15 protein-coding genes and 1 pseudogene are annotated in these 17,421 nt (G+C 71.8%); 3 read left to right on the plus strand and 13 right to left on the minus strand.

Annotation, left to right across the window (positions count from 1 at the left end; all coding sequences use genetic code 11):
* Positions 1 to 151 precede the first annotated feature (151 nt).
* The 6 genes from ACWDN5_RS31560 to ACWDN5_RS31585 form a co-directional block, all read right to left on the minus strand.
* Entirely contained in the window at positions 152 to 1,780 is a 1,629-nt protein-coding gene (locus tag ACWDN5_RS31560) for an ABC-F family ATP-binding cassette domain-containing protein (protein WP_310977090.1), read from the minus strand.
* Between the two features lie 138 nt (positions 1,781 to 1,918).
* A complete protein-coding gene (locus ACWDN5_RS31565; protein ID WP_449678838.1) occupies positions 1,919 to 2,557 on the minus strand; it encodes an acVLRF1 family peptidyl-tRNA hydrolase in 639 nt (212 codons plus the stop codon).
* A gap of 57 nt (positions 2,558 to 2,614) precedes the next feature.
* Positions 2,615 to 5,497 carry a S8 family serine peptidase gene (locus tag ACWDN5_RS31570; protein WP_449678839.1) on the minus strand — a complete coding sequence of 961 codons (2,883 nt, stop codon included), beginning with the start codon at positions 5,495 to 5,497 and terminating at the stop codon, positions 2,615 to 2,617.
* A 364-nt stretch (positions 5,498 to 5,861) separates the two neighbouring features.
* Positions 5,862 to 7,424, minus strand: coding sequence for a deoxyguanosinetriphosphate triphosphohydrolase family protein (locus ACWDN5_RS31575; protein ID WP_310977093.1), 1,563 nt, complete (start codon positions 7,422 to 7,424; stop codon positions 5,862 to 5,864).
* A 263-nt stretch (positions 7,425 to 7,687) separates the two neighbouring features.
* Complete coding sequence (locus tag ACWDN5_RS31580) at positions 7,688 to 8,323, minus strand: SRPBCC family protein (RefSeq protein WP_310975211.1); 636 nt, start codon at positions 8,321 to 8,323, stop codon at positions 7,688 to 7,690.
* Positions 8,320 to 8,667: an ArsR/SmtB family transcription factor gene (locus ACWDN5_RS31585; protein ID WP_003071258.1), complete on the minus strand. Its 348-nt coding sequence runs from the start codon at positions 8,665 to 8,667 to the stop codon at positions 8,320 to 8,322. The genes ACWDN5_RS31580 and ACWDN5_RS31585 overlap by 4 nt, the downstream gene beginning before the upstream one ends.
* 128 nt (positions 8,668 to 8,795) lie before the next feature.
* Here ACWDN5_RS31585 and ACWDN5_RS31590 point away from each other — a divergent pair, with 128 nt between their 5' ends.
* The gene (locus ACWDN5_RS31590; RefSeq protein ID WP_449678840.1) at positions 8,796 to 10,463 is read left to right on the plus strand and encodes an EAL domain-containing protein; all 1,668 of its coding nucleotides are present in this window, start codon (positions 8,796 to 8,798) and stop codon (positions 10,461 to 10,463) included.
* A gap of 42 nt (positions 10,464 to 10,505) precedes the next feature.
* Here ACWDN5_RS31590 and ACWDN5_RS31595 read toward each other — a convergent pair whose 3' ends face one another.
* Together ACWDN5_RS31595 and ACWDN5_RS31600 are read right to left on the minus strand one after the other, a co-directional pair.
* Entirely contained in the window at positions 10,506 to 11,126 is a 621-nt protein-coding gene (locus ACWDN5_RS31595) for a hypothetical protein (RefSeq protein ID WP_310975207.1), read from the minus strand.
* Between the two features lie 78 nt (positions 11,127 to 11,204).
* Positions 11,205 to 11,825 (minus strand): TetR/AcrR family transcriptional regulator, encoded by a 621-nt coding sequence (locus ACWDN5_RS31600; protein ID WP_449678841.1) that lies wholly within the window; start codon positions 11,823 to 11,825, stop codon positions 11,205 to 11,207.
* Between the two features lie 38 nt (positions 11,826 to 11,863).
* Here ACWDN5_RS31600 and ACWDN5_RS31605 point away from each other — a divergent pair, with 38 nt between their 5' ends.
* Complete coding sequence (locus tag ACWDN5_RS31605) at positions 11,864 to 13,057, plus strand: glycosyltransferase (protein ID WP_449678842.1); 1,194 nt, start codon at positions 11,864 to 11,866, stop codon at positions 13,055 to 13,057.
* Here ACWDN5_RS31605 and ACWDN5_RS31610 read toward each other — a convergent pair.
* The 4 genes from ACWDN5_RS31610 to ACWDN5_RS31625 are packed head-to-tail and all read right to left on the minus strand — an operon-like array spanning position 13,047 to position 16,673.
* Entirely contained in the window at positions 13,047 to 14,213 is a 1,167-nt protein-coding gene (locus ACWDN5_RS31610; RefSeq protein ID WP_449678843.1) for a sulfotransferase family protein, read from the minus strand. The two genes, ACWDN5_RS31605 and ACWDN5_RS31610, sit on opposite strands and share 11 nt — an antisense overlap.
* 8 nt (positions 14,214 to 14,221) lie before the next feature.
* Positions 14,222 to 15,010 carry an SDR family oxidoreductase gene (locus tag ACWDN5_RS31615; protein ID WP_449678844.1) on the minus strand — a complete coding sequence of 263 codons (789 nt, stop codon included), beginning with the start codon at positions 15,008 to 15,010 and terminating at the stop codon, positions 14,222 to 14,224.
* A complete protein-coding gene (locus ACWDN5_RS31620; protein ID WP_449678845.1) occupies positions 15,007 to 16,197 on the minus strand; it encodes a hypothetical protein in 1,191 nt (396 codons plus the stop codon). The genes ACWDN5_RS31615 and ACWDN5_RS31620 overlap by 4 nt, the downstream gene beginning before the upstream one ends.
* Positions 16,194 to 16,673 (minus strand): nuclear transport factor 2 family protein, encoded by a 480-nt coding sequence (locus tag ACWDN5_RS31625; RefSeq protein WP_449678846.1) that lies wholly within the window; start codon positions 16,671 to 16,673, stop codon positions 16,194 to 16,196. The genes ACWDN5_RS31620 and ACWDN5_RS31625 overlap by 4 nt, the downstream gene beginning before the upstream one ends.
* A gap of 39 nt (positions 16,674 to 16,712) precedes the next feature.
* Here ACWDN5_RS31625 and cysD point away from each other — a divergent pair.
* A pseudogene (gene cysD, locus ACWDN5_RS31630) lies at positions 16,713 to 17,240 on the plus strand (sulfate adenylyltransferase subunit CysD); the annotation flags it as partial.
* Here the strand turns inward: cysD and ACWDN5_RS31635 are convergent.
* The gene (locus ACWDN5_RS31635; protein ID WP_449678847.1) at positions 17,182 to 17,343 is read right to left on the minus strand and encodes a hypothetical protein; all 162 of its coding nucleotides are present in this window, start codon (positions 17,341 to 17,343) and stop codon (positions 17,182 to 17,184) included. The pseudogene cysD and the gene ACWDN5_RS31635 sit on opposite strands and share 59 nt — an antisense overlap.
* Positions 17,344 to 17,421: the final 78 nt, after the last annotated feature.

Here is a 17,421-nt window from a genome sequence, read left to right on the forward strand (position 1 = left end):
TCTGGGCCACATATCGGCCCCTGCCGGGGCAATGATCGAACACTGAGCGCCGGAATGCCAGACGACAGACGCGAAACAGCCGAAATTGCGATCACATTGGGCCATTCCAGTGCTCTACGGCGAGTGATCTTGCACCCGAATGGACGCAGGCTCAGGCAAGCTGGACGAGTTCGAGGTAGTCCGCCGACCAGTGGTCCTCGGTTCCGTCGGGGAGCAGGATGACCCGCTCGGGCTCCAGCGCCTCGACCGCCCCCGGGTCGTGCGTCACCAGGACGACGGCACCGGCGAAGCTGCGCAAGGCGTCCAGGACCTGGGCCCGGCTGGCCGGATCGAGGTTGTTCGTCGGCTCGTCGAGCAGCAACACGTTGGCAGCACTGGAGACCAGGCCCGCCAGCGCAAGCCGGGTCTTCTCGCCGCCGGAAAGCGTGCCGGCCGGCTGGTCGAGTTGTTCGCCGGTGAAGAGGAACGAGCCGAGCAGGTTCCGCAACTCCTGCGCTCCGGTGTCCGGAGCGAGATGTCGGATGTTTTCCCACACCGACGCGTCATGATCAAGAGTTTCGTGCTCCTGTGCGTAATAGCCCAAACGCAATCCGTGACCCGGAACGACGGATCCGGTGTCCTGGGTTTCCATTCCGCCGAGCAGCCGGAGCAAAGTCGTCTTTCCCGCGCCGTTCAGCCCGAGTACGACAACCTTCGAACCGCGGTCGATGGCGAGATCGACGCCGGTGAAGATTTCCAGCGAGCCGTAGGACTTCGAGAGGCCCTCCGCGGTGAGCGGGGTGCGGCCGCAGGGCGCGGGCTCCGGGAACTTGATCCGGGCGACCTTGTCGGCCTGGCGGGTGTCCTCGAGGGAGGACAGCATCTGCTCCGCGCGGCGCGCCATGTTCTTGGCCGCCACCGCCTTCGTCGCCTTCGCGCCGAGCTTCGCGGCCTGCTGCTGCAGCGCCGACGCCTTCTTCTCGGCGTTGGCGCGCTCACGGCGGCGGCGCTTCTCGTCGGTGGCGCGCGCGTCGAGGTAGCGCTGCCAGCCCATGTTGTACAGGTCCAGCTCGCCGCGGGTGGCGTCGAGGAACCAGACCTTGTTGACCACGTCGGCCAGCAGCTCGACGTCGTGGCTGATCACGACCAGGCCGCCGTCGTGCTGCTTGAGGAAGCCGCGCAGCCAGTTGATGGAGTCGGCGTCCAGGTGGTTGGTCGGCTCGTCGAGCAGCAGGATCGTCTCGGACTTGCCCCCGGCGCCGGCTTCGGCCGCGGCGAACAGGATCCGCGCCAGCTCGACGCGGCGGCGCTGACCACCGGAGAGCGTCTGCAGCGTCTGCGCGAGGACGCGGTCGGCGAGGCCCAGGTTGGAGCAGATCCGCGCGGCTTCGCTTTCCGCGGCGTACCCGCCGAGGGAGGCGAAGCGCTCTTCGAGCCGGGCGTAGCGGTTGATGGCCTTGTCGCGCGCGGCGTCGTCGACGAGCTCGGCCATCGAGGCCTGCGCCTTCTCCATGTCGCGCATCAGCTTGTCCAGACCACGTGCGGAGAGCACGCGGTCCTTCGCCGTGACCGAAAGATCGCCTTCGCGCGGGTCCTGCGGCAGGTAGCCGAGCTCGCCGGTGCGGCGGACGTCGCCGGCGTGCGGCTCACCCTCGCCGGCGAGGACCTTCAGCGAGGTGGTCTTGCCCGCGCCGTTGCGGCCGACGAGACCGATGCGGTCGCCGGGCTGGATGCGGAGGGTGACGCCGTTGAGCAGGATGCGCGAACCCGCGCGCAGCTCAAGGCCGGTGGCCGTGATCAAGGGGAACTCCCGTGGAAAAGGGGCGTACGGAGGACAGCGTCAGGCGGCCGCTCGGGCCGCGGCGTCACTCCAGCTGGATATCCACGAAGCCCAGTGTACGGGGCAGCGTCGAGCGCTTTTCCCCGGACGTGCGCAGGCTCACCCGTCGTGCAGCGTGATCAGCACGGACAGTGCTCGCACCGCAGCTTCTTCGAGGACCGCCCGGCTGGGCTCCCCGACGTCCAGCACGCGGGGCTCGGCGCGGGCGAACAGCGGGGCCAGCCGGCGGTCTTCCCGCAGCTCGTCGAGGGCCCGCCGGTCGCCGCCGAGCACCACGGCGTCCACTTCGGACAACCGCGGGACCAGCACCTCGAAGGCATCCTTCGCCGCGTCCTGGAGGGCGTGCCGGGCCTGCCCCGCGCGACGCCGGGCGAAGCGCTGCTGGGACCAGCCGCCCGCGGCGGAGCGGCCGTGCACGAGGTGCCGGTCGGTGCGGGAGACCTCGACCCGGCCGTCGCGGACGATCCCGACGCTGTGGCCGCCCAGCCGCACCAGCAGGAGCGCGATCCGCCGCGGCACCGCGGCGTGGGCGGCCAGCGAACCGCCTTCGAGCGGCCCGAACGGGACGGCCGCGGTCGCCGTGGCGCCGTCGGCCGCGGTCAGGCGGACCTCGAACGGCCCGGCCTCGGTGGCGGTGAGCCCGCCGTGCCGCTCGGCGAACCGGGCGAAGAAGCCGTCCAGACGCTCGGGTGGCACCTCGACCGTGCGCCCGCCACCCGCCGCTTCCCGTGCCTTCACCCCGGAAACGGTACGGGGCCGCCGCGATCGTCGCGACGGCCCCGCACCGGGTGCTGCTTACAGCGGGTGCACCGGGCCGTTGTTGGTCACGCCCCGGACGTTCGACGGCGCGCCGGCCGCCGGGGGCTGCACGAACCCGTTGATGTGCAGGGCGACCGAGCGGATCGAACCGGCGTCGCCGCCGGCCGCGTCGACCACCGCGAACGTCCACGTGCCGTCGGCGGCCGCGCCGGCGAGGTTGCCGGTCAGGGCCTGCGTCGGCCGCCACGAGCCGGTGAACGGCGCGTTGGCCGAGGTCACCGTGCTGAACGCGGCCGCCGCGCTGTCGGCGAAGACGACCTTGCACAGGTTCTTGCCCGAGCCGCCGTTGCGCTGGAACACGGTGGCCTTCACCCCCGAGGGCGCGGTCAGCGTGCCGACCAGGTCACCGACGTACGAGTGGTTCAGCCCCACCGCGGTCGAGGTCGGGTCGGTGCTGCACGTGGTGCCGTCCACGGAGAACGTCACCTTGGAGGCGCGGCCGACCCCGGTGACCGGGATGCTCACCGACGCGCCGACCGGGCTGTTGTCCGGGATGTCCACCGGCGCGCCGGTGTAGGCGAAGTCCTGCGCGACCGGCGACGGGGTGCCGACCGGGAGCGAGAACGACGTCGTCGTCGGCGAGTGCGCCCCCGCGAAGGTGACGCGGGCGTTCAGCACCACCGGCACGCCGAGCTGCTGACTCGCCGGGACGGTGATGGTGAAGTCGTTGACGCCGGTCTGTCCCGGGCTGATGGTGCCGTAGGACTTCGACCGCGGCGCCACCGTGACACCCGGGGTCGGGCTGGTGAGCACGACGCTGGTGGACACCGCGGTGCCGTCTCCGTCGTTGGTCACCGGCAGCGTCACCTTGGCGGTGTCACCCGGGTCGAGCGCCGAGCCGCCGTCGGCCGGGGTGACCGTCGGCTGCTTGGCCACCGCGAGCGGCTGCGGGCTGGCACCGGTGTAGGCCAGCACCTTGTCCGCGAGGATGACGCCGGCCCCGGTGAAGTTGTCGCGGCCCGGGGTTTCGATGTCGATCGCGGTGTTGATCAGCGCCTCCCGGACCTCCGCGGGCGGCAGGCCGGGGTTGCCGGACAGCACGAGCGCGGCGATGGCGGCCGCGTGCGGGGCGGCGGCCGAGGTGCCGAAGAACGGGTTGAACCCGGTCACGCTGGTGGTGACGCCGTCGGCCGCGGTGATCTCCGGCTTGTTGCGGACCTCACCACCGGTCGAGGACACGTTGCCCGGGGTGATCGGCGTGCCGTTCGCCTCGTAGAACACGCGGCGCGGGCCGTCGGAGGTGAACCGCTCGGCCTTGGTGGCCCCGCTGAACGCGCCCGGGTACGGGCCCGCCGGGTTGGCCGGGTCGCCCGGTTCCAGTGCCCGGCCGAACGCCTTGGCCGCCGGGGCGGCCGCGACGCTGAAGGCGTCCCGCGCGGCCGAGTGGCCGACCGTCACGCCCGGGGTGTTGTAGGCCTTGAGCCCGTCGGCCGAGTCGGAGAACCGGCCGCGCAGCGCCGAAAGCGACAGGTAGCGGTTCTGGCCCGAGAACTTCACGATGGCCAGGCGCAGCCCGGTCCCGCCGAAGGCCGGTGTCGTGACGCGCTCGTACGGATCCTGGGTGCCGGTCTGGACGTCCTGGCTGAAGCTGACGACCGCGCCCGCGGAGTTGAGCAGGTAGAGGTCGTAGTCGTTCGCGGACGCGCCGAGCGGGTCCGACCAGTGCAGCGTCACCGGCACGCCGGCCGAGGACGCGTTCGAGATCGGCTCGTAGATCTGGGTGCCCGCCGCGCCGGCGAAGTTGTGCGCGGTGCCGGCGAACTTGCCGACCGACTTGCCGGAGTCGACGAAGTCGCCTTCCCAGTGCGCGGCGGTGCCGCTGGCGACGTTGCCTTCGTTGCCGGCGGAGGAGAAGTACAGCGCGCCGTCGGCGGTCACGTCGTTCACGGCCTGGGCGATGATCCAGTCCTGGAACGGCGATTCCTTGAAGTAGATGACGTCGTCGACGATGACGTCGCAGTGCGACTCGAAGCGCAGCTTGCGGATGTTGTCCGCGAAGCTGGCGTCGGAGTTGAACGCCGAGGCGAAGCCGAGCGCGGCGCGGGGCGCGAGGTCGTGGATGATCTCGAGCATCGCGGTGCCCTCGTCGCCGTCGCCCTCCTGGCCGGCGATGACGTCGACGTCCGGCAGTTCGCCCTTGGCCTGCGAAGCGGCCAGGGAGTCGACGCCGTCGGACAGGGCGCACGCCTTGACGCCGACGCCGGTGACGCCGAACTGCTGGCGGGCGAGGTCGGCGTTGTGGGCGCGGTCGCCTTCGCTGACCAGCGGCGCGGCCGCGGCGGCACTGCGCTGGCTCTTGGCGGCCACGGCTTTCTGCAGCTCGCCGGCGATGCGATCGGCCTTCTGCTGCTTGGTTTCGGTCTTGGTGTCGGACTTGCCGGACGTCGCCGGCGTGGCGAGCTCCCGGGCGGTCATCGCCTGGTCGGCCTGCTCGACGCGCTTGACGTCGTCGCGCGCGGCGATCTCGCCGACCTTGGCCAGCGGGACTTCGGCGCGGACGCTGCCGTAGCGGTCGGACACCGCGCGGATGCCCGCCCCGGCCTTGGTCAGCCCGGCGAGGAGGTCCGGCGAGACCTTGCTCGCGCGGATGTCGACCAGGACGGTCCCGGCCGCGGAAACGGTGGCCCCAGACTGCAGTGCGTTCAGCTGCTTCCCCACGCCCTTTCCGGCGACGAGCAGCTTGCTGTCCACTTTGGACTCGGCGGCGGTGCGGCCCGCCTTGACCGCCTGCAGGGCGGCGATCTGTTGCTGAGCGGTTTCGCTGAACGCGTCCGGACCGGACGCGGGTGCGGCCCCCGCGACGGGCGGGGAAACCAGGCCGAGCGCGGCGAACAGGGCCGCGGCTCCGGCGGTGAACACAGTGGATCTCGATCTCGTGGAACGGGTACGACGCACGGGCGCCCTCCGAATCTCCAAGGCGCGTGCCCCGACTCACGCTGACCGACGCCGGTGATCACCGGCTGAACCCAGCTAAGTACCGGGAGTTCTCCGTAAACATCAGCCGTTCGAGTGACAAAGGACGGATAATTTCCCGAATGGGCCGGACGACGTAGGCCGTTCAGCGCAGCGGTGAACCGGTCACCGGACACGCGCCGGACAAATGATCGTCCCACCGCGGTCCGCAAGGGTGATCACGGAGTGGGACGTCCGGTCGGGACGTCCACAAGCAACACGCCGCACCGTGCAACCGCCGAGGCGGCCGGGAAAGTTCGTTACGGCTCCCTCAGAGCACGAACGAATCCGACCACGGCTGCGCGGCCCGCCCGGAGAGCGCGTCCAGCAGCGTCACCGCCTGCTTGTCCGACAGCGACGCCACGAAGTCGACCACCGCCCGGCCGCGCGCCAGGCCGCGCACCGCGTCCGCCCCCGTCACCGGCTCGCCCGTCGCGCCCACCAGCAGCTCCGGCGCCGAACGCGCCAGCCCGGCGTACTCCGCGCGGGCCAGCTCGACCAGGTCGTGCAGCCGGCGCGGCAGGCGGGACACCTCGTCGCGGTCGAGGAGCCAGGCGTCGAGCGCGTCGACCAGGCTCGTCACCACCCCCGCCTGGCCGCGCTGGTGCAGCGCGAGGTCCGGGCGCAGCAGCACGAACCGGCGGTGCACGAACTTGAGCACCTGCACCTCGTGCCACTGGGCGGGCCGCAGCGACACGTGCCCGGTGCGGGTCGACGGCGAGGCCAGCAGGTAGACGCCGTCGACCAGGCGGGCCGTCCAGTTCGCGGAGAACGCCGCCGTGGCCTGCTCGGCTTCGATCGAGCCGTCGAACTCGCCGGCCAGCAGCCCGTCGACCAGCTCCGCGCGCACCCGCGCGACCGCGGCGGCGAACGCGTCGTCGTCGACGATCCAGGCGTCCTTGGCGTGCATGCGGCGGCGGAGGCGCTCCAGCGACCGGCCCGGGCGGCGCAGGTCCGCGTGCAGCGTCTCGTCGTCGAGCGACGCCAGTTCGGCCGCGTGCTCGAGCCACTCCCCCAGCTCCGCGGCGACCGGCGCGTGCTGGAGGACGCCGATGCGGTGGAAGTCCTGCAGGTCGTGGATGGCGTAGGCAATGTCGTCGGCGGTGTCCATCACGGACGCTTCGACGGTCTGCTGCCAGCCTTCGACGCGGCCCGCGAAGGCCGCGCGCGCCTGCTCGAAGTCGTCGAGTTCGGTGGCGTAGGCGGAGAACTTGGCCGCGCCGGTGCCCGGCAGGTCGCCCGGTTCGGCCGCCCCGCGCGGCGGCACGGCCAGCTCCGACGGGTGCGGCGCGGGGTGATGCAGCCGCAGCCACGGGTACTTGAGGACGGCGGCCCGCACGGCGGCGGTCAGGTCCAGTCCGATCGCCGACGGCCCGCGCACGTCGGTGGTGGTGATGATCCGGAACGTCTGCGCGTTGCCCTCGAAGCCGTCGGCGAGGCCGAAGCGGTGGCGGGCGATCCGGTCGAGCGTCTGCTCCCCGAGGTGCCCGAACGGCGGGTGCCCGAGGTCGTGGGCGAGCGCGGCGGCCTCGGCGACGTCAGGGTCGCAGCCGCCCAGCTTTTCGGCGAGGCCGGCGTCGGGCCCGCCGGTGATCCGCTCGGCGATCGCGCGAGCCACCTGCGCGACCTTGAGGCTGTGGGTCAGCCGGTTGTGCAGCAGCCCGGCCCCGCCGGCGCTGACGACCTGCGTGACACCGCCGAGCCGCGCGAAGAACGGCGACGCGGCGATCCGGTCGCGGTCGATCCGGAACGGGCTGGTCGCCAGGTCGGTGAACCCGCCGACGTTCGCCACGGGATCGCGCCGCGCGGCCCGCGGGTCGGTCTCCTGATCCATGCGCCCGACCTTATCCGCCAGGTTCCCCCGAACGGCGGCCGAGCCACCCCCGTGTCGACCCTCCAATCACGCGTGTCGACCTCCGAATCACGCGTGTCGACCCTCTGATCACGGCTGACGGCGCTCCGATCGCGCTGGCCGCCCCTACCCTCGCGGGCTGAGGAAGTCCACCCCCGTGATCGGAAAGCCGGCTCCGGTGATCGAAGGGTCGACACGCGTGATTGGAGGGTCGACACGCGTGATTGAGGGGACGACACGCCGGGTCAGGACTCCGGCGGGGTCGTGTACGCCTTCAGCGTGCGGTCGGCCGCCGCCCGGGCCTGGGCCGGGTCCGCGCCCGCCGCGACGTCGGCCTCGTACCACGCCTCGTTCGACGCCGTCATGAACCGGATGCCGTCGGCCGACATCATCCAGGCCATCGCCGCCTCGGGGTCGACGGCCGTGCCCGGTGCGCGCAGGTGCAGGACCAGGCCGACCAGCGCCCCGTCCCAGCCGATGCCGACCGCGCCCGGGCCGAACTCGTCCCAGCGCTCGTCGACGTGCGCCACGTGCTCCAGCTCGAACCGCGTCCCCTCGCCCTCCGGCGTCAGGCGGACCTCGATCCAGCTGACGTTGCCGCCGAACTCCCACGTCGCGGCGAAGCTCTTCGGCGGGTCGCAACGCTCGACCGTGCCGCCGGCGTTGCCCTCCAGCTGGTACTTCCCGCCGACCTTCAGCTCGCCGCTGACCGGCAGGAACCAGCGGGGGATGCGCTCGGGGTTCGTGCAGGCGTCCCACAGGTCGGCGAGGTCGGTGTCGTAGACCTGGCTGATCGTGAGGACGCGGGCCTCCTTCCCCTCGAGCACCCGGTCGCCGAGCGTCCGGCGGACGGCGCTGATCTGGTGGTTGACGTCGATCACGAACCTTCTCCTTCGGTGAGGCGCCGGGCACGCTTGCCGCGGGCGATTTCGGTGGCCAGCGCGTCCAGCGGCGGCGTCCAGTACCGGCGGAACCGGTCGAGCCAGCCGTCGATGTCCCGCAGCGGCGCGTGGCCGACCGCGTACAGCCGCCTCGTGCCGTCCTGGCGGACGACGGCGAACCCGTTCTCGCGCAACACCTTCAGGTGCTGCGACACGGCCGGCTGCGAGATGCCGAACTCGGCCCGGATCACCTCGGTCACCGCGCCGGCGGCCCGCTCGCCGTCGGCCAGCAGCTCGAGGATCCGGCGGCGGACCGGGTCGCCGAGGACGTCGAACGCGTGCACCCCGCCAAGCTACAAGAACCGACTTATATAAGTCAACACTGAAGCAGTTACGCCGATGTGGGTAACCCACGGTGAACATCAGCCGACATCGGTTCCGCTTCGCCGCGTGACCCGCGACGATCGGGGCCGTGAAGTCGCCACGCGCGGTCCGCTTCGCCTTCCAGCCGCTGTACAGCCTCCACACGGGAGGCGTCGTGGCGCACGAAGCGCTGGCCAGGCCCGGCGGCGGAACCGTCCCGGAACTGCTCGCGCAGGCGCGCCGCGACGGCCGCCTCGCCGAAGCCGACATCGGGCTCGCGGTCGCCGCCGTCCGGCAGGACGCGGAGCACCCGACGTCGCTCCCCCTGCACCTCAACCTTTCGGCGCGCACCCTGGCCGCGCCGCCGTCGATGTACGACGACCTCCTCGAGGAGCTCGGCGACGCCGGCCGCCGCACCCGCGACGTCGTCCTGGAGATCGGCCCGCCGTTCGCGCCGCTGCCCGCCGGCCGGGCCCTCGCCGGGATGCGGGAGCTCACCGAGCTCGGCTTCCGGCTCGCGCTCGACGGGCTCGGCCGCGGCGACCTGCCGCTCGGCCTGCTGGTCGAGGCGCCGATCGACCTGGTGAAGCTCGACCGGACCGTGCTGCGCGGGCTCCCGGACGACCAGGCGTCGGTCGCCGTGGCCGAGGCGCTGCTGCACTACACGAACCGCACCGGCACCCGGCTGGTCGCCACCGGCGTGGAGACCGGCGAGCAGCTCGACGCCGTCCGCGCCCTGGGCGTCCGGATCGCGCAGGGGCACCTGCTCGCGCCGCCGACCGCGGCCGGTCCCGCGCCGGCCCTGCTCACGCGCGGCCGTCCCACGACCGGGGCGCCGGCGCCGTGCGTCGGCGACTTCCTCCGCCCGGCGACGACGCTGCCGGAAACCGCGACCTGCGACGAAGTCCGCGCGGTGCTCGCGGCGGCGGACGCGCCGTCCGGGGTGATCGGGGTGGACGAGCTGAACCGGCCGCGCTGGTCGGTCGACCGGACGCGGTTCCTGGTGGCGGTCACGGGGCCGTACGGCCACGCGCTGCACGCGAAGCGCCCGGCGGCCCGGCTCGCGGACACGCCGCACACGATCGAGGCCCGCGCGGGCGCGATGGAGTTCCTCGAGCTGGTCACCGACGCCGACTGGGGCCGCACCGGCGACGACGTGGTCGTGGTCGACGAGCTCGGCCGCTGCCTCGGCGTGGTGCTGGTGACCGAGGTGGTCCGCGGCGTGGCCGAGGCGAAGGTCGAAGCGGCGGCGGCGCTGAACCCGCTGACCCGGTTGCCGGGCAGCGACACGATCGCCCGCGACGTCGCCCGCCGCATCACGATCGGCGAGCCGTTCGTGGCGGCCTGGCTGGACATCGACGGCTTCAAGGCGATCAACGACACGGCCGGCTTCGCGGCGGGCGACAACCTGATCCGCGAGCTGGGCGCGGCGCTGACGGAACTGGCCGGCGGCCTGCGGCGCATGCGCGTGAGCCACGTGGGCGGCGACGACTTCCTGGTGGTCTGCGACGTCGACGAGATCGCGACGGTGGCGAGGGCGCTGCTGGACCGGGCGTGGACGGCGGAGGGCCTGCCGGTGACGGTCTCGCTGGCGACGCTGGTGTGCGCGAGCGGGGCGATCGGTTCGTACCAGGAGGTTTCGCGGCTGCTGGCGCCGTTGAAGAAGCGCGCGAAGGCGGTGCCGGGGTCGAGCTGGGTGCTGAGCCGCCCGGGCGCGGAGCGGGTGGAAGTGCTGCGGGGCATCGGAACCCGGGGGTTACAGGCCGCCGCCGGGTAGCGTCCCGAACGGGCCGGGCACTTCGTTTCCTTTCACGAGGGGTCAATACCCTTCGCGATTTTTTCCCCGGCGCCTACCTGCAATTTTACCGAGTCTCCCTTTCAATGTTCGAGCGGACAGTCCGCCTGCAGGGGGAACCCGAGTCGAGGCGAGACCGGCTCGGTCGGCGTCCGGCACCAGCTTCCAACGCCGCTGCGCATTGTCGACGACGACCACCTCGAGGATGATCATCTTGCTTCCCGGTGCCCGCGACGTCACGCCGGCATCGCCATGAATCCACTGCGGATCGCCGATCGGCCGCCTGTCGACCCCATAGCTCACGACTTCCCGACCAGGCGGTACGACGACATCCCGGATGCGCCCCGCGAAGCCTCCCACCCCTCCGTCGAATGGGCTGAAATAGTAGCCCGAATGGGCCAACTGCGACCAGCTGTATACGGCCTCGTATTCGACAGATTCAACGTAGACCGGGAGATCACTGGCGTTTTTGAGGTGAATACGAGGGACTATGAATCCGAAGTTGACCGCATCCTCCTCTTGACAGAGGTCGAACTCACCCCAGATACCGAGGCAGTCGATCTGCTGCCGCCGTTTCTGCCGCCGATCCCTGATGATCACGTAGCCGGCGGCCATGAACGAGCCCGCGGAAAACCAGCTGGGCACGTTCCCCCAGTCAAGCCCCCACCACCCCACGAAGAACCTCCCGCAACGAGTCAACCTACGGAAACCCGGGATCACTTCTCACGGCCAATCGAGCGTCAGCTGCGCCGGGACGGCCAGCGCCGCCCAGGTCACGTACTCCTCGTGCGCCCAGCCGCACACCGCGGTCAGGTGGTCGTACGCCTCGTGGGACATGAGCAGCCCGATCGCGTCCGCCAGGCGGCCGATCGATCCGCCTCCCGCCAGACCCGCCGCCACCAGCCGCTCGGCGATCTCCGCGCGGCGCGCCACCGCCAGCTCCGCGCGGACCGCCGCCACCTCGGCGTCCGCCGCGGCCGCCGTCGTGAACGCGCGCCAGATCGGCAACGAGCCGCGCAGTCCCGCCGCCACCCGGGCCACCACCGACGGCAGGTCCGCCGGGCCGGCCGGGCCCGCGAGGGCGTCCAGGTTCATCGCGTCCGGGTCGCCCGCGAAGCCGTCGCGGAACGCGGCCAGCAGCAGCTGCGGCTTGCGGCCCGTCTGCGTCACCGTCTCCAGGCTCACCCCCGCCTCCGCCGCGATCTGCCGCATGCTCGTGCCCGCGTAGCCGCGTGAAGCGAACAGCTTCCCCGCCGTCGCCACCACGTGGGCCCGGGTTCGCCGCGCGCGCTCCTCGCGCACGGGCGATTCGTACCGGCGCCGGGCGCCTTCGGGTATCGTCACCAATTGGATAGTACAGCGTATCGCTCAAAGGGGGAGCCATGACTCGCGTACTCGTCGGCGTGCAGCCCGCGCGCGGCCACGTCGGGCCGACCAAGCCGATCGTCGAGGCGCTGGTCGCGGCCGGGCACGAGGTCACCGTCGTCACCGGGGCGCGCTACCGGCGGGCGTTCGAAGAGCTGGGTGCCGCCGTCGCCGTCCTGCCCGCGGAGGCCGACTTCGACGAAACGGACCTGGACGGCACGATCCCCGGCCGCGCCGGACTGAGCGGGCCGAAGCTCGCCCGGTTCGAGCTGGCCCACTTCGTCCGCGCCATGCCCGCGCAGCTGAGCGTCATCGACGCGCAAGACGCCGACGTCGTGCTCTGCGATCCGCTGATGATGGCCGGGCTGGCCCTGGTCCGGCGCGCACGGCGGCCGCGCGTGCTGACGCTGGGGTTCCCGCCGTTCATGCCACCCGTTCCGACCGGCCCGCCCGGGCACCCGCTGCGCGGCGCGATCCTCAGGACCCTCGCGCCGTGGGTGACGCGGCCTGCGCAGGAGCTGGCGAAAGACCTCCTCGGCGGCGACCCGGGCATGCTGTTCACGGACTGGCCCCTGCGCAGCGACGGCGTCCTGCAGATGACCTGCCCGGGCTTCGAGTACCCGCGGCCGGGCGTACCCCTGCACTTCATCGGGCCGACGACGGTCAGCGCGGCGAGCGAGCACCCGCTGCCGCCGTGGTGGGCCGACCTCGACGGCGGCCGCCCGATCGTGCACGTGACCCAGGGGACGATCGCGAACGACGACCTCGGCCGCCTCGTCGAGCCGGCCATCGACGCCCTGGCCGGCGAGGACGTCCTGGTCGTCGCGACGACCTGCGGCGGGCGGCTGCGGCCGGGCCCGCTGCCGGACAACGTCCGGGTGGCCGACCTCCTGCCGTACGACGAGCTGCTCCCCCGCTGCGCCGCGGTGGTCACCAACGGCGGGTACGGCGGTGTCAACCACGCGCTGCGCTACGGGGTGCCGCTGGTCGTGGTCGGGGCGAGCGAGGACAAGCGCGAGGTCGCGGCCCGGGTCGCCTGGTCCGGCGCCGGGATCGGCCACGCCCGCGCGAAGGCTTCACCGCGGATGCTGCGGCGAGCCGTCCGCGCGGTCTTGGACGATCCGCGCTACCGGGATCGGGCGCGGGAGCTGGCCGGGGAAATGGCCGCCGGACCGACCACGGCCGAGGTCGTCGAGCTGATCACCGGCTGAACTCGTGCGCGGAGAGGTAGCTCGCGAACCGCTCGTCGACCTCCTCGGGCGTCAACCCGAAGTCCGTCAGGCTGTAGCGGTGCACCGGCTTGCGCTCCCCCGTCCGGCTCGCCTCGTGCACCGCCGTCATGGCCGTGCGGGCTTCCGGCGTGAATTCCAGTCCGAAGTGGTCGTACACAGTGGACACCGTGCCGATCGGGTTCGCCACGAAGTCCTCGTACCGCACGTCGCAGAACTGCGCCGGGTTGTGGCGCGCGCGGGCCCAGCCGAACTCGTCCGCTCCGCGGGCCCACAGTTCCAGCTGCCCGCGGCCGATCACCTCGCCGCGGAACTTCGAAGACCAGCCGTCCGCGGCCTTCTCGGCGAGGCTGCACATCGACGCCATGATCGTGCTCGGTGCCCGGTGCGTCTGGATCACCAGCGCGTCCGGGTAGTTCGCCATCAGCGCGTCCAGGGCGAACAGGTGGCTCGGGTTCTTGAGCACCCAGCGCTTGCCCGCGTCCGGCAGCCCGATCAGCCGCAGGTTGCGCTGGTGCCGGGCGTAGGCGTCCGTCCAGTCCTGTTTGGCCAGCCAGCGCGAGTACCGCGGGAGGTGCGCCAGGCACTCGAACGACACCGACCGCATCGACTGGCGCAGCAGCTGCCAGCACTCCTCCACCTGGTCGGCGGACATGTGGTGGACACCCATGAACTCCGGGTGCTCGACGTGGTGGCGCTCGTAGCCCGCCTGGATCCCCTGGAAGATCGGGTTGTCCGCCCACGTCTCCCGCGGCGGCCGCGGCTGCGGCACCTCGGCGAGCCAGACCTCGAGCCCCTGGTGCGCGGGGTCCTCGGCGAGCAGCCGGTGCAGCGCCGTCGTGCCCGTGCGGGGCAGCCCGGTGACGAAGATCGGCCGCTCGATGCGGACGTCCGCGTACGCCGGGTTCTGCTTCCACGACGCCTCGCTCAGCAGCCGCGCCACCAGCGCGCCGCGCAGCATCGCCCGGTGCACCTTGTTGCCGTACGGTGTCAGTTCCTCGTCGGCCTCGTACGACTCCAGCAGCACGCGCAGCCCCTCGGCGTACTCGTCCGCTCCGAAGTCGTCGAGCCCGGTGAGCTTCGACGCCGAGGCGTGCAGGTCGTCGAAGGTGCCGACGTCTTCCCGGCCGGGGCGCATGGGTCCTCCTAGTGGTGGTACTCGCCGCCGTTGACGTCGAGGCACTGCCCGGTGATCGCGCGCGCCATCGGCGAGGCGAGGAACACCACCGCGTCGGCGATCTCGTCGGGCTCCGGCAGCTTGCGCAGGTCTGTTGTGGACGCCGTTTCGGCGTAGACGTCCTCCGGCGTGATGCCGCGTTCCTTGGCGAGGTAGGCGAAGTACCACTGGAGGTTCGGCCCCCAGATGTACCCGGGCGCCACGGTGTTGACGCGCACGCCGTCCGGGCCCAGCTCGCTGGCGAGGCTCTGGGACAGCGACAGCAGCGCCGACTTCGCCATCTTGTAGGCGCCGAACGTCCGCCGCGAGTGCCGCAGCACCGCCGAATTGATCATCACCAGCGAGCCCTTGCTCTCCTTGAGCGCGGGCAGGAACAGCCGGGTCAGCCGGAGCACGGAGATCGCCGCGGTCTCGAAGCCGGCGCGAACCGCGTCAAAGTCCACAGTGGCCAGATCGGTCAGCGGCGGGACGGCGAACGCGTTGTGCACCACCGTGTCCACCCGGCCGAACGCCTCGACCGCCTCGTTCACCAGGGTCGCCGCGGAGTCCGCGTCGTCGATGTCGGTGCGGACCGCGACCGCCCGGCGGCCGAGGTCGGTCACCTCCTTCGCGACCTCGCTCAGCCGCGACTCGGTGCGCGCGGCGAGCACGACGTCCGCGCCGGCCCGCGCGCTGCGCACGGCGATCGACCGGCCGAGCCCGGGCCCGATCCCCGAGACGACGACCACCTTGCCCTGCAACACGTTCTCCACGCTCACCCCAGCATCCGGGCGGCGACGGCGTCCTGCCGGGCCGCGATCCGCGCCGCCCACTGCTCCGGCGTCACCCGCGCGTCGACGTGGTACGGCAGGCGGTCGGGCAGTTCGTCGGTCTTGACCACCTCGACGACCGGGCCGTCGTCCGGGCCGAGGTCGCGGGCCAGCCGCTGCCAGCGGATCTGCAGGTACCCGCGGTCGTGGCCGGTGAGTTCGAGCCAGTTCGCCAGGCCGGGGTCGCGCTCGGCGAGCACGAACCGGATCTTGCCGTCCGGGTCGACGCGAGCCTGGTCGGCGGTGAGGCTCGTCTGGTGGTTGATGTAGTCCAGCGAGACGTACCAGAGGCTGCCGAGCTGGATGCCCTGGTACGGCGCGTCCGCGCAGCGCGGCACGGTGACGATCATCGCCTCTTCCGGGCCGAGCTCGTAGTGCCCGGCCGAGGAGAACTGCGTGGTCAGCCCGCCCGGCGTCGAGCGCGGCTCGGTCAGCGTGTTCACCGGCAGGTCGTAGTAGAACCACTTCGGGAAGGCCAGGAACGTCTTGAGCCGGCTCAGCAGGATCTTGCCGGTGACGCCGTAGCGCTTGGCCAGCGCGGACCGGTCCGGCACCGGCGGTGCCTGGCCCGCGGTGTCGACGCACCGGATGCGGATCTCGCCGCGGCGTTCGGTCGCCCAGTCGCTGTAGACCTCGCGGACGACGAGCATCGAGGAGCCTTCGCCGAGGACGAAGTAGTTCGGCCCCGGGTTCTCGCGGGCCGGGCCGAAGCGCAGCTCGAACCGGCCGTCCGGGCCGATTTCGATCTTCCGGTCGTCGAACGCGGCGAGGCTGTCGGGCACCTCCACCGGCGAGTAGTCGCCGTTGAGGACCTGGAAGCTCAGGTCGGCGGTGGTCCCGCGGACGCCGGTGACCAGGTACTCGCGGTCGGCCCGGATGTTCGCGTTGAAGTACAGCGTGTCCGGGTTGTCCAGGCCCATCTTCGTGTAGGGCCCGGTGGACGCGGTGAAGTACGGGAAGTCGCGCTGGTAGGCCCAGGCCATCTGCAGCGACGCGCGGATGCTGCCGGCGAGGTAGTCGTAACCCTCCAGGAGGCCCTGCTCGGTCTGCGCCGGCGGGGCTTCGGCGATCAGCTTCTCGGCCTCGACGATGGCGTCGGCGAACGACCGGGTCAACGAGAACTCGTTCTCGATCATGCCGGCACGGCCCAGCGGTTCGCGAGCAGGCGGTAGCCGGGGATGGCCTCCCAGGACATCATCGATTCGTAGGTCCGGACGTACCCGATGTGCGACATCCGCCAGGCGCCGTCGTGGTCGCGGCGGTAGGTGTCCTCGTAGAACGCGGCGCCTTCGATGATCACCTTGTGGTCGGGCACGATGACCTTGTCGGTGAACGACCACCGCCCGGTCGCGGTGTCGCCGTCGACCTCGATCTCGGGCTGAGCTGCGTGGTGCACCGTGATGATGCCGTTGCCGAGGCTCTGGGTGAGGAACTCGACGATCGCGTCGCGGCCCTCGAACCGCTTGCCCTCACTCCCGACCGCGCGGGTCCCGTAGTCGGCCGTGGCGTCGACGGTGAAGGTGTCGGCCACCTCGTCCCAGAGCTTCAGGTCCACCCCGCGCAGGTACCGGTACTTCAGCCGCTTGATCTCTTCGAGCACGCCCAGGTCCATGCACACAGCGTCCCGCACCGCTTGACCAAAGACAAGAACATGTTCTACTTTTTTCCGGTGTCCGTGACCTCGTACGAGCTCTCGCACCTGGCCGCGCTCGAAGCGGAGGCCGTGCACGTCTTCCGCGAAGTCGCGGCGACCTTCGAGCGCCCGGTCCTGCTCTTCTCCGGCGGCAAGGACTCGGTGGTGATGCTGCACGCGGCCGCGAAGGCGTTCTGGCCCGCGCCGCTGCCGTTCCCGGTGCTGCACGTCGACACCGGCCACAACTTCGACGAGGTCATCCGGTTCCGGGACGAGACGGTCGCCGCGCTCGGCCTGCGGCTCGAGGTCGCGAGCGTGCAGGACGACATCGACGCCGGCCGCGTCGTCGAGGAGACCGGGCCGCGGGCGAGCCGCAACCGGCTGCAGACGGTGACGCTGCTGCGGGCGATCCGCGAGGGCGGCTTCGACGCCGTGTTCGGCGGCGCCCGCCGGGACGAGGAGAAGGCCCGGGCCAAGGAGCGTGTGTTCAGCTTCCGCGACGAGCACGGCCAGTGGAACCCGCGGGCGCAGCGCCCGGAGCTGTGGACCAAAGCGGTTGTTCCGGCGACCGGCCGCGACCGTAGGTCTCCAGCAGCGCCTGGGCTTCGATCGGGTCGCCGAGCGGGGTGCCGGTGCCGTGCGCCTCCATCAGGACCGGCCTCGCCAGATTGCCCTCCGACAGCAGCAGCACATCGTCGAGAACCTGCGGAGGCAGCTCCAGTTCCCG

The organism is Amycolatopsis sp. NPDC003731 (genome assembly GCF_053586895.1).

What these genes read in the sequence shown, in the direction of transcription:
- ACWDN5_RS31575 (WP_310977093.1), bottom strand. Translation starts at nt 7,424, where the DNA reads ATGGATCAGGAGACCGACCCGCGGGCCGCGCGGCGCGATCCCGTGGCG.
- ACWDN5_RS31605 (WP_449678842.1), top strand. Translation starts at nt 11,864, where the DNA reads ATGACTCGCGTACTCGTCGGCGTGCAGCCCGCGCGCGGCCACGTCGGG.
- ACWDN5_RS31610 (WP_449678843.1), bottom strand. Translation starts at nt 14,213, where the DNA reads ATGCGCCCCGGCCGGGAAGACGTCGGCACCTTCGACGACCTGCACGCC.
- ACWDN5_RS31620 (WP_449678845.1), bottom strand. Translation starts at nt 16,197, where the DNA reads ATGATCGAGAACGAGTTCTCGTTGACCCGGTCGTTCGCCGACGCCATC.
- ACWDN5_RS31625 (WP_449678846.1), bottom strand. Translation starts at nt 16,673, where the DNA reads ATGGACCTGGGCGTGCTCGAAGAGATCAAGCGGCTGAAGTACCGGTAC.
- ACWDN5_RS31635 (WP_449678847.1), bottom strand. Translation starts at nt 17,343, where the DNA reads ATGGAGGCGCACGGCACCGGCACCCCGCTCGGCGACCCGATCGAAGCC.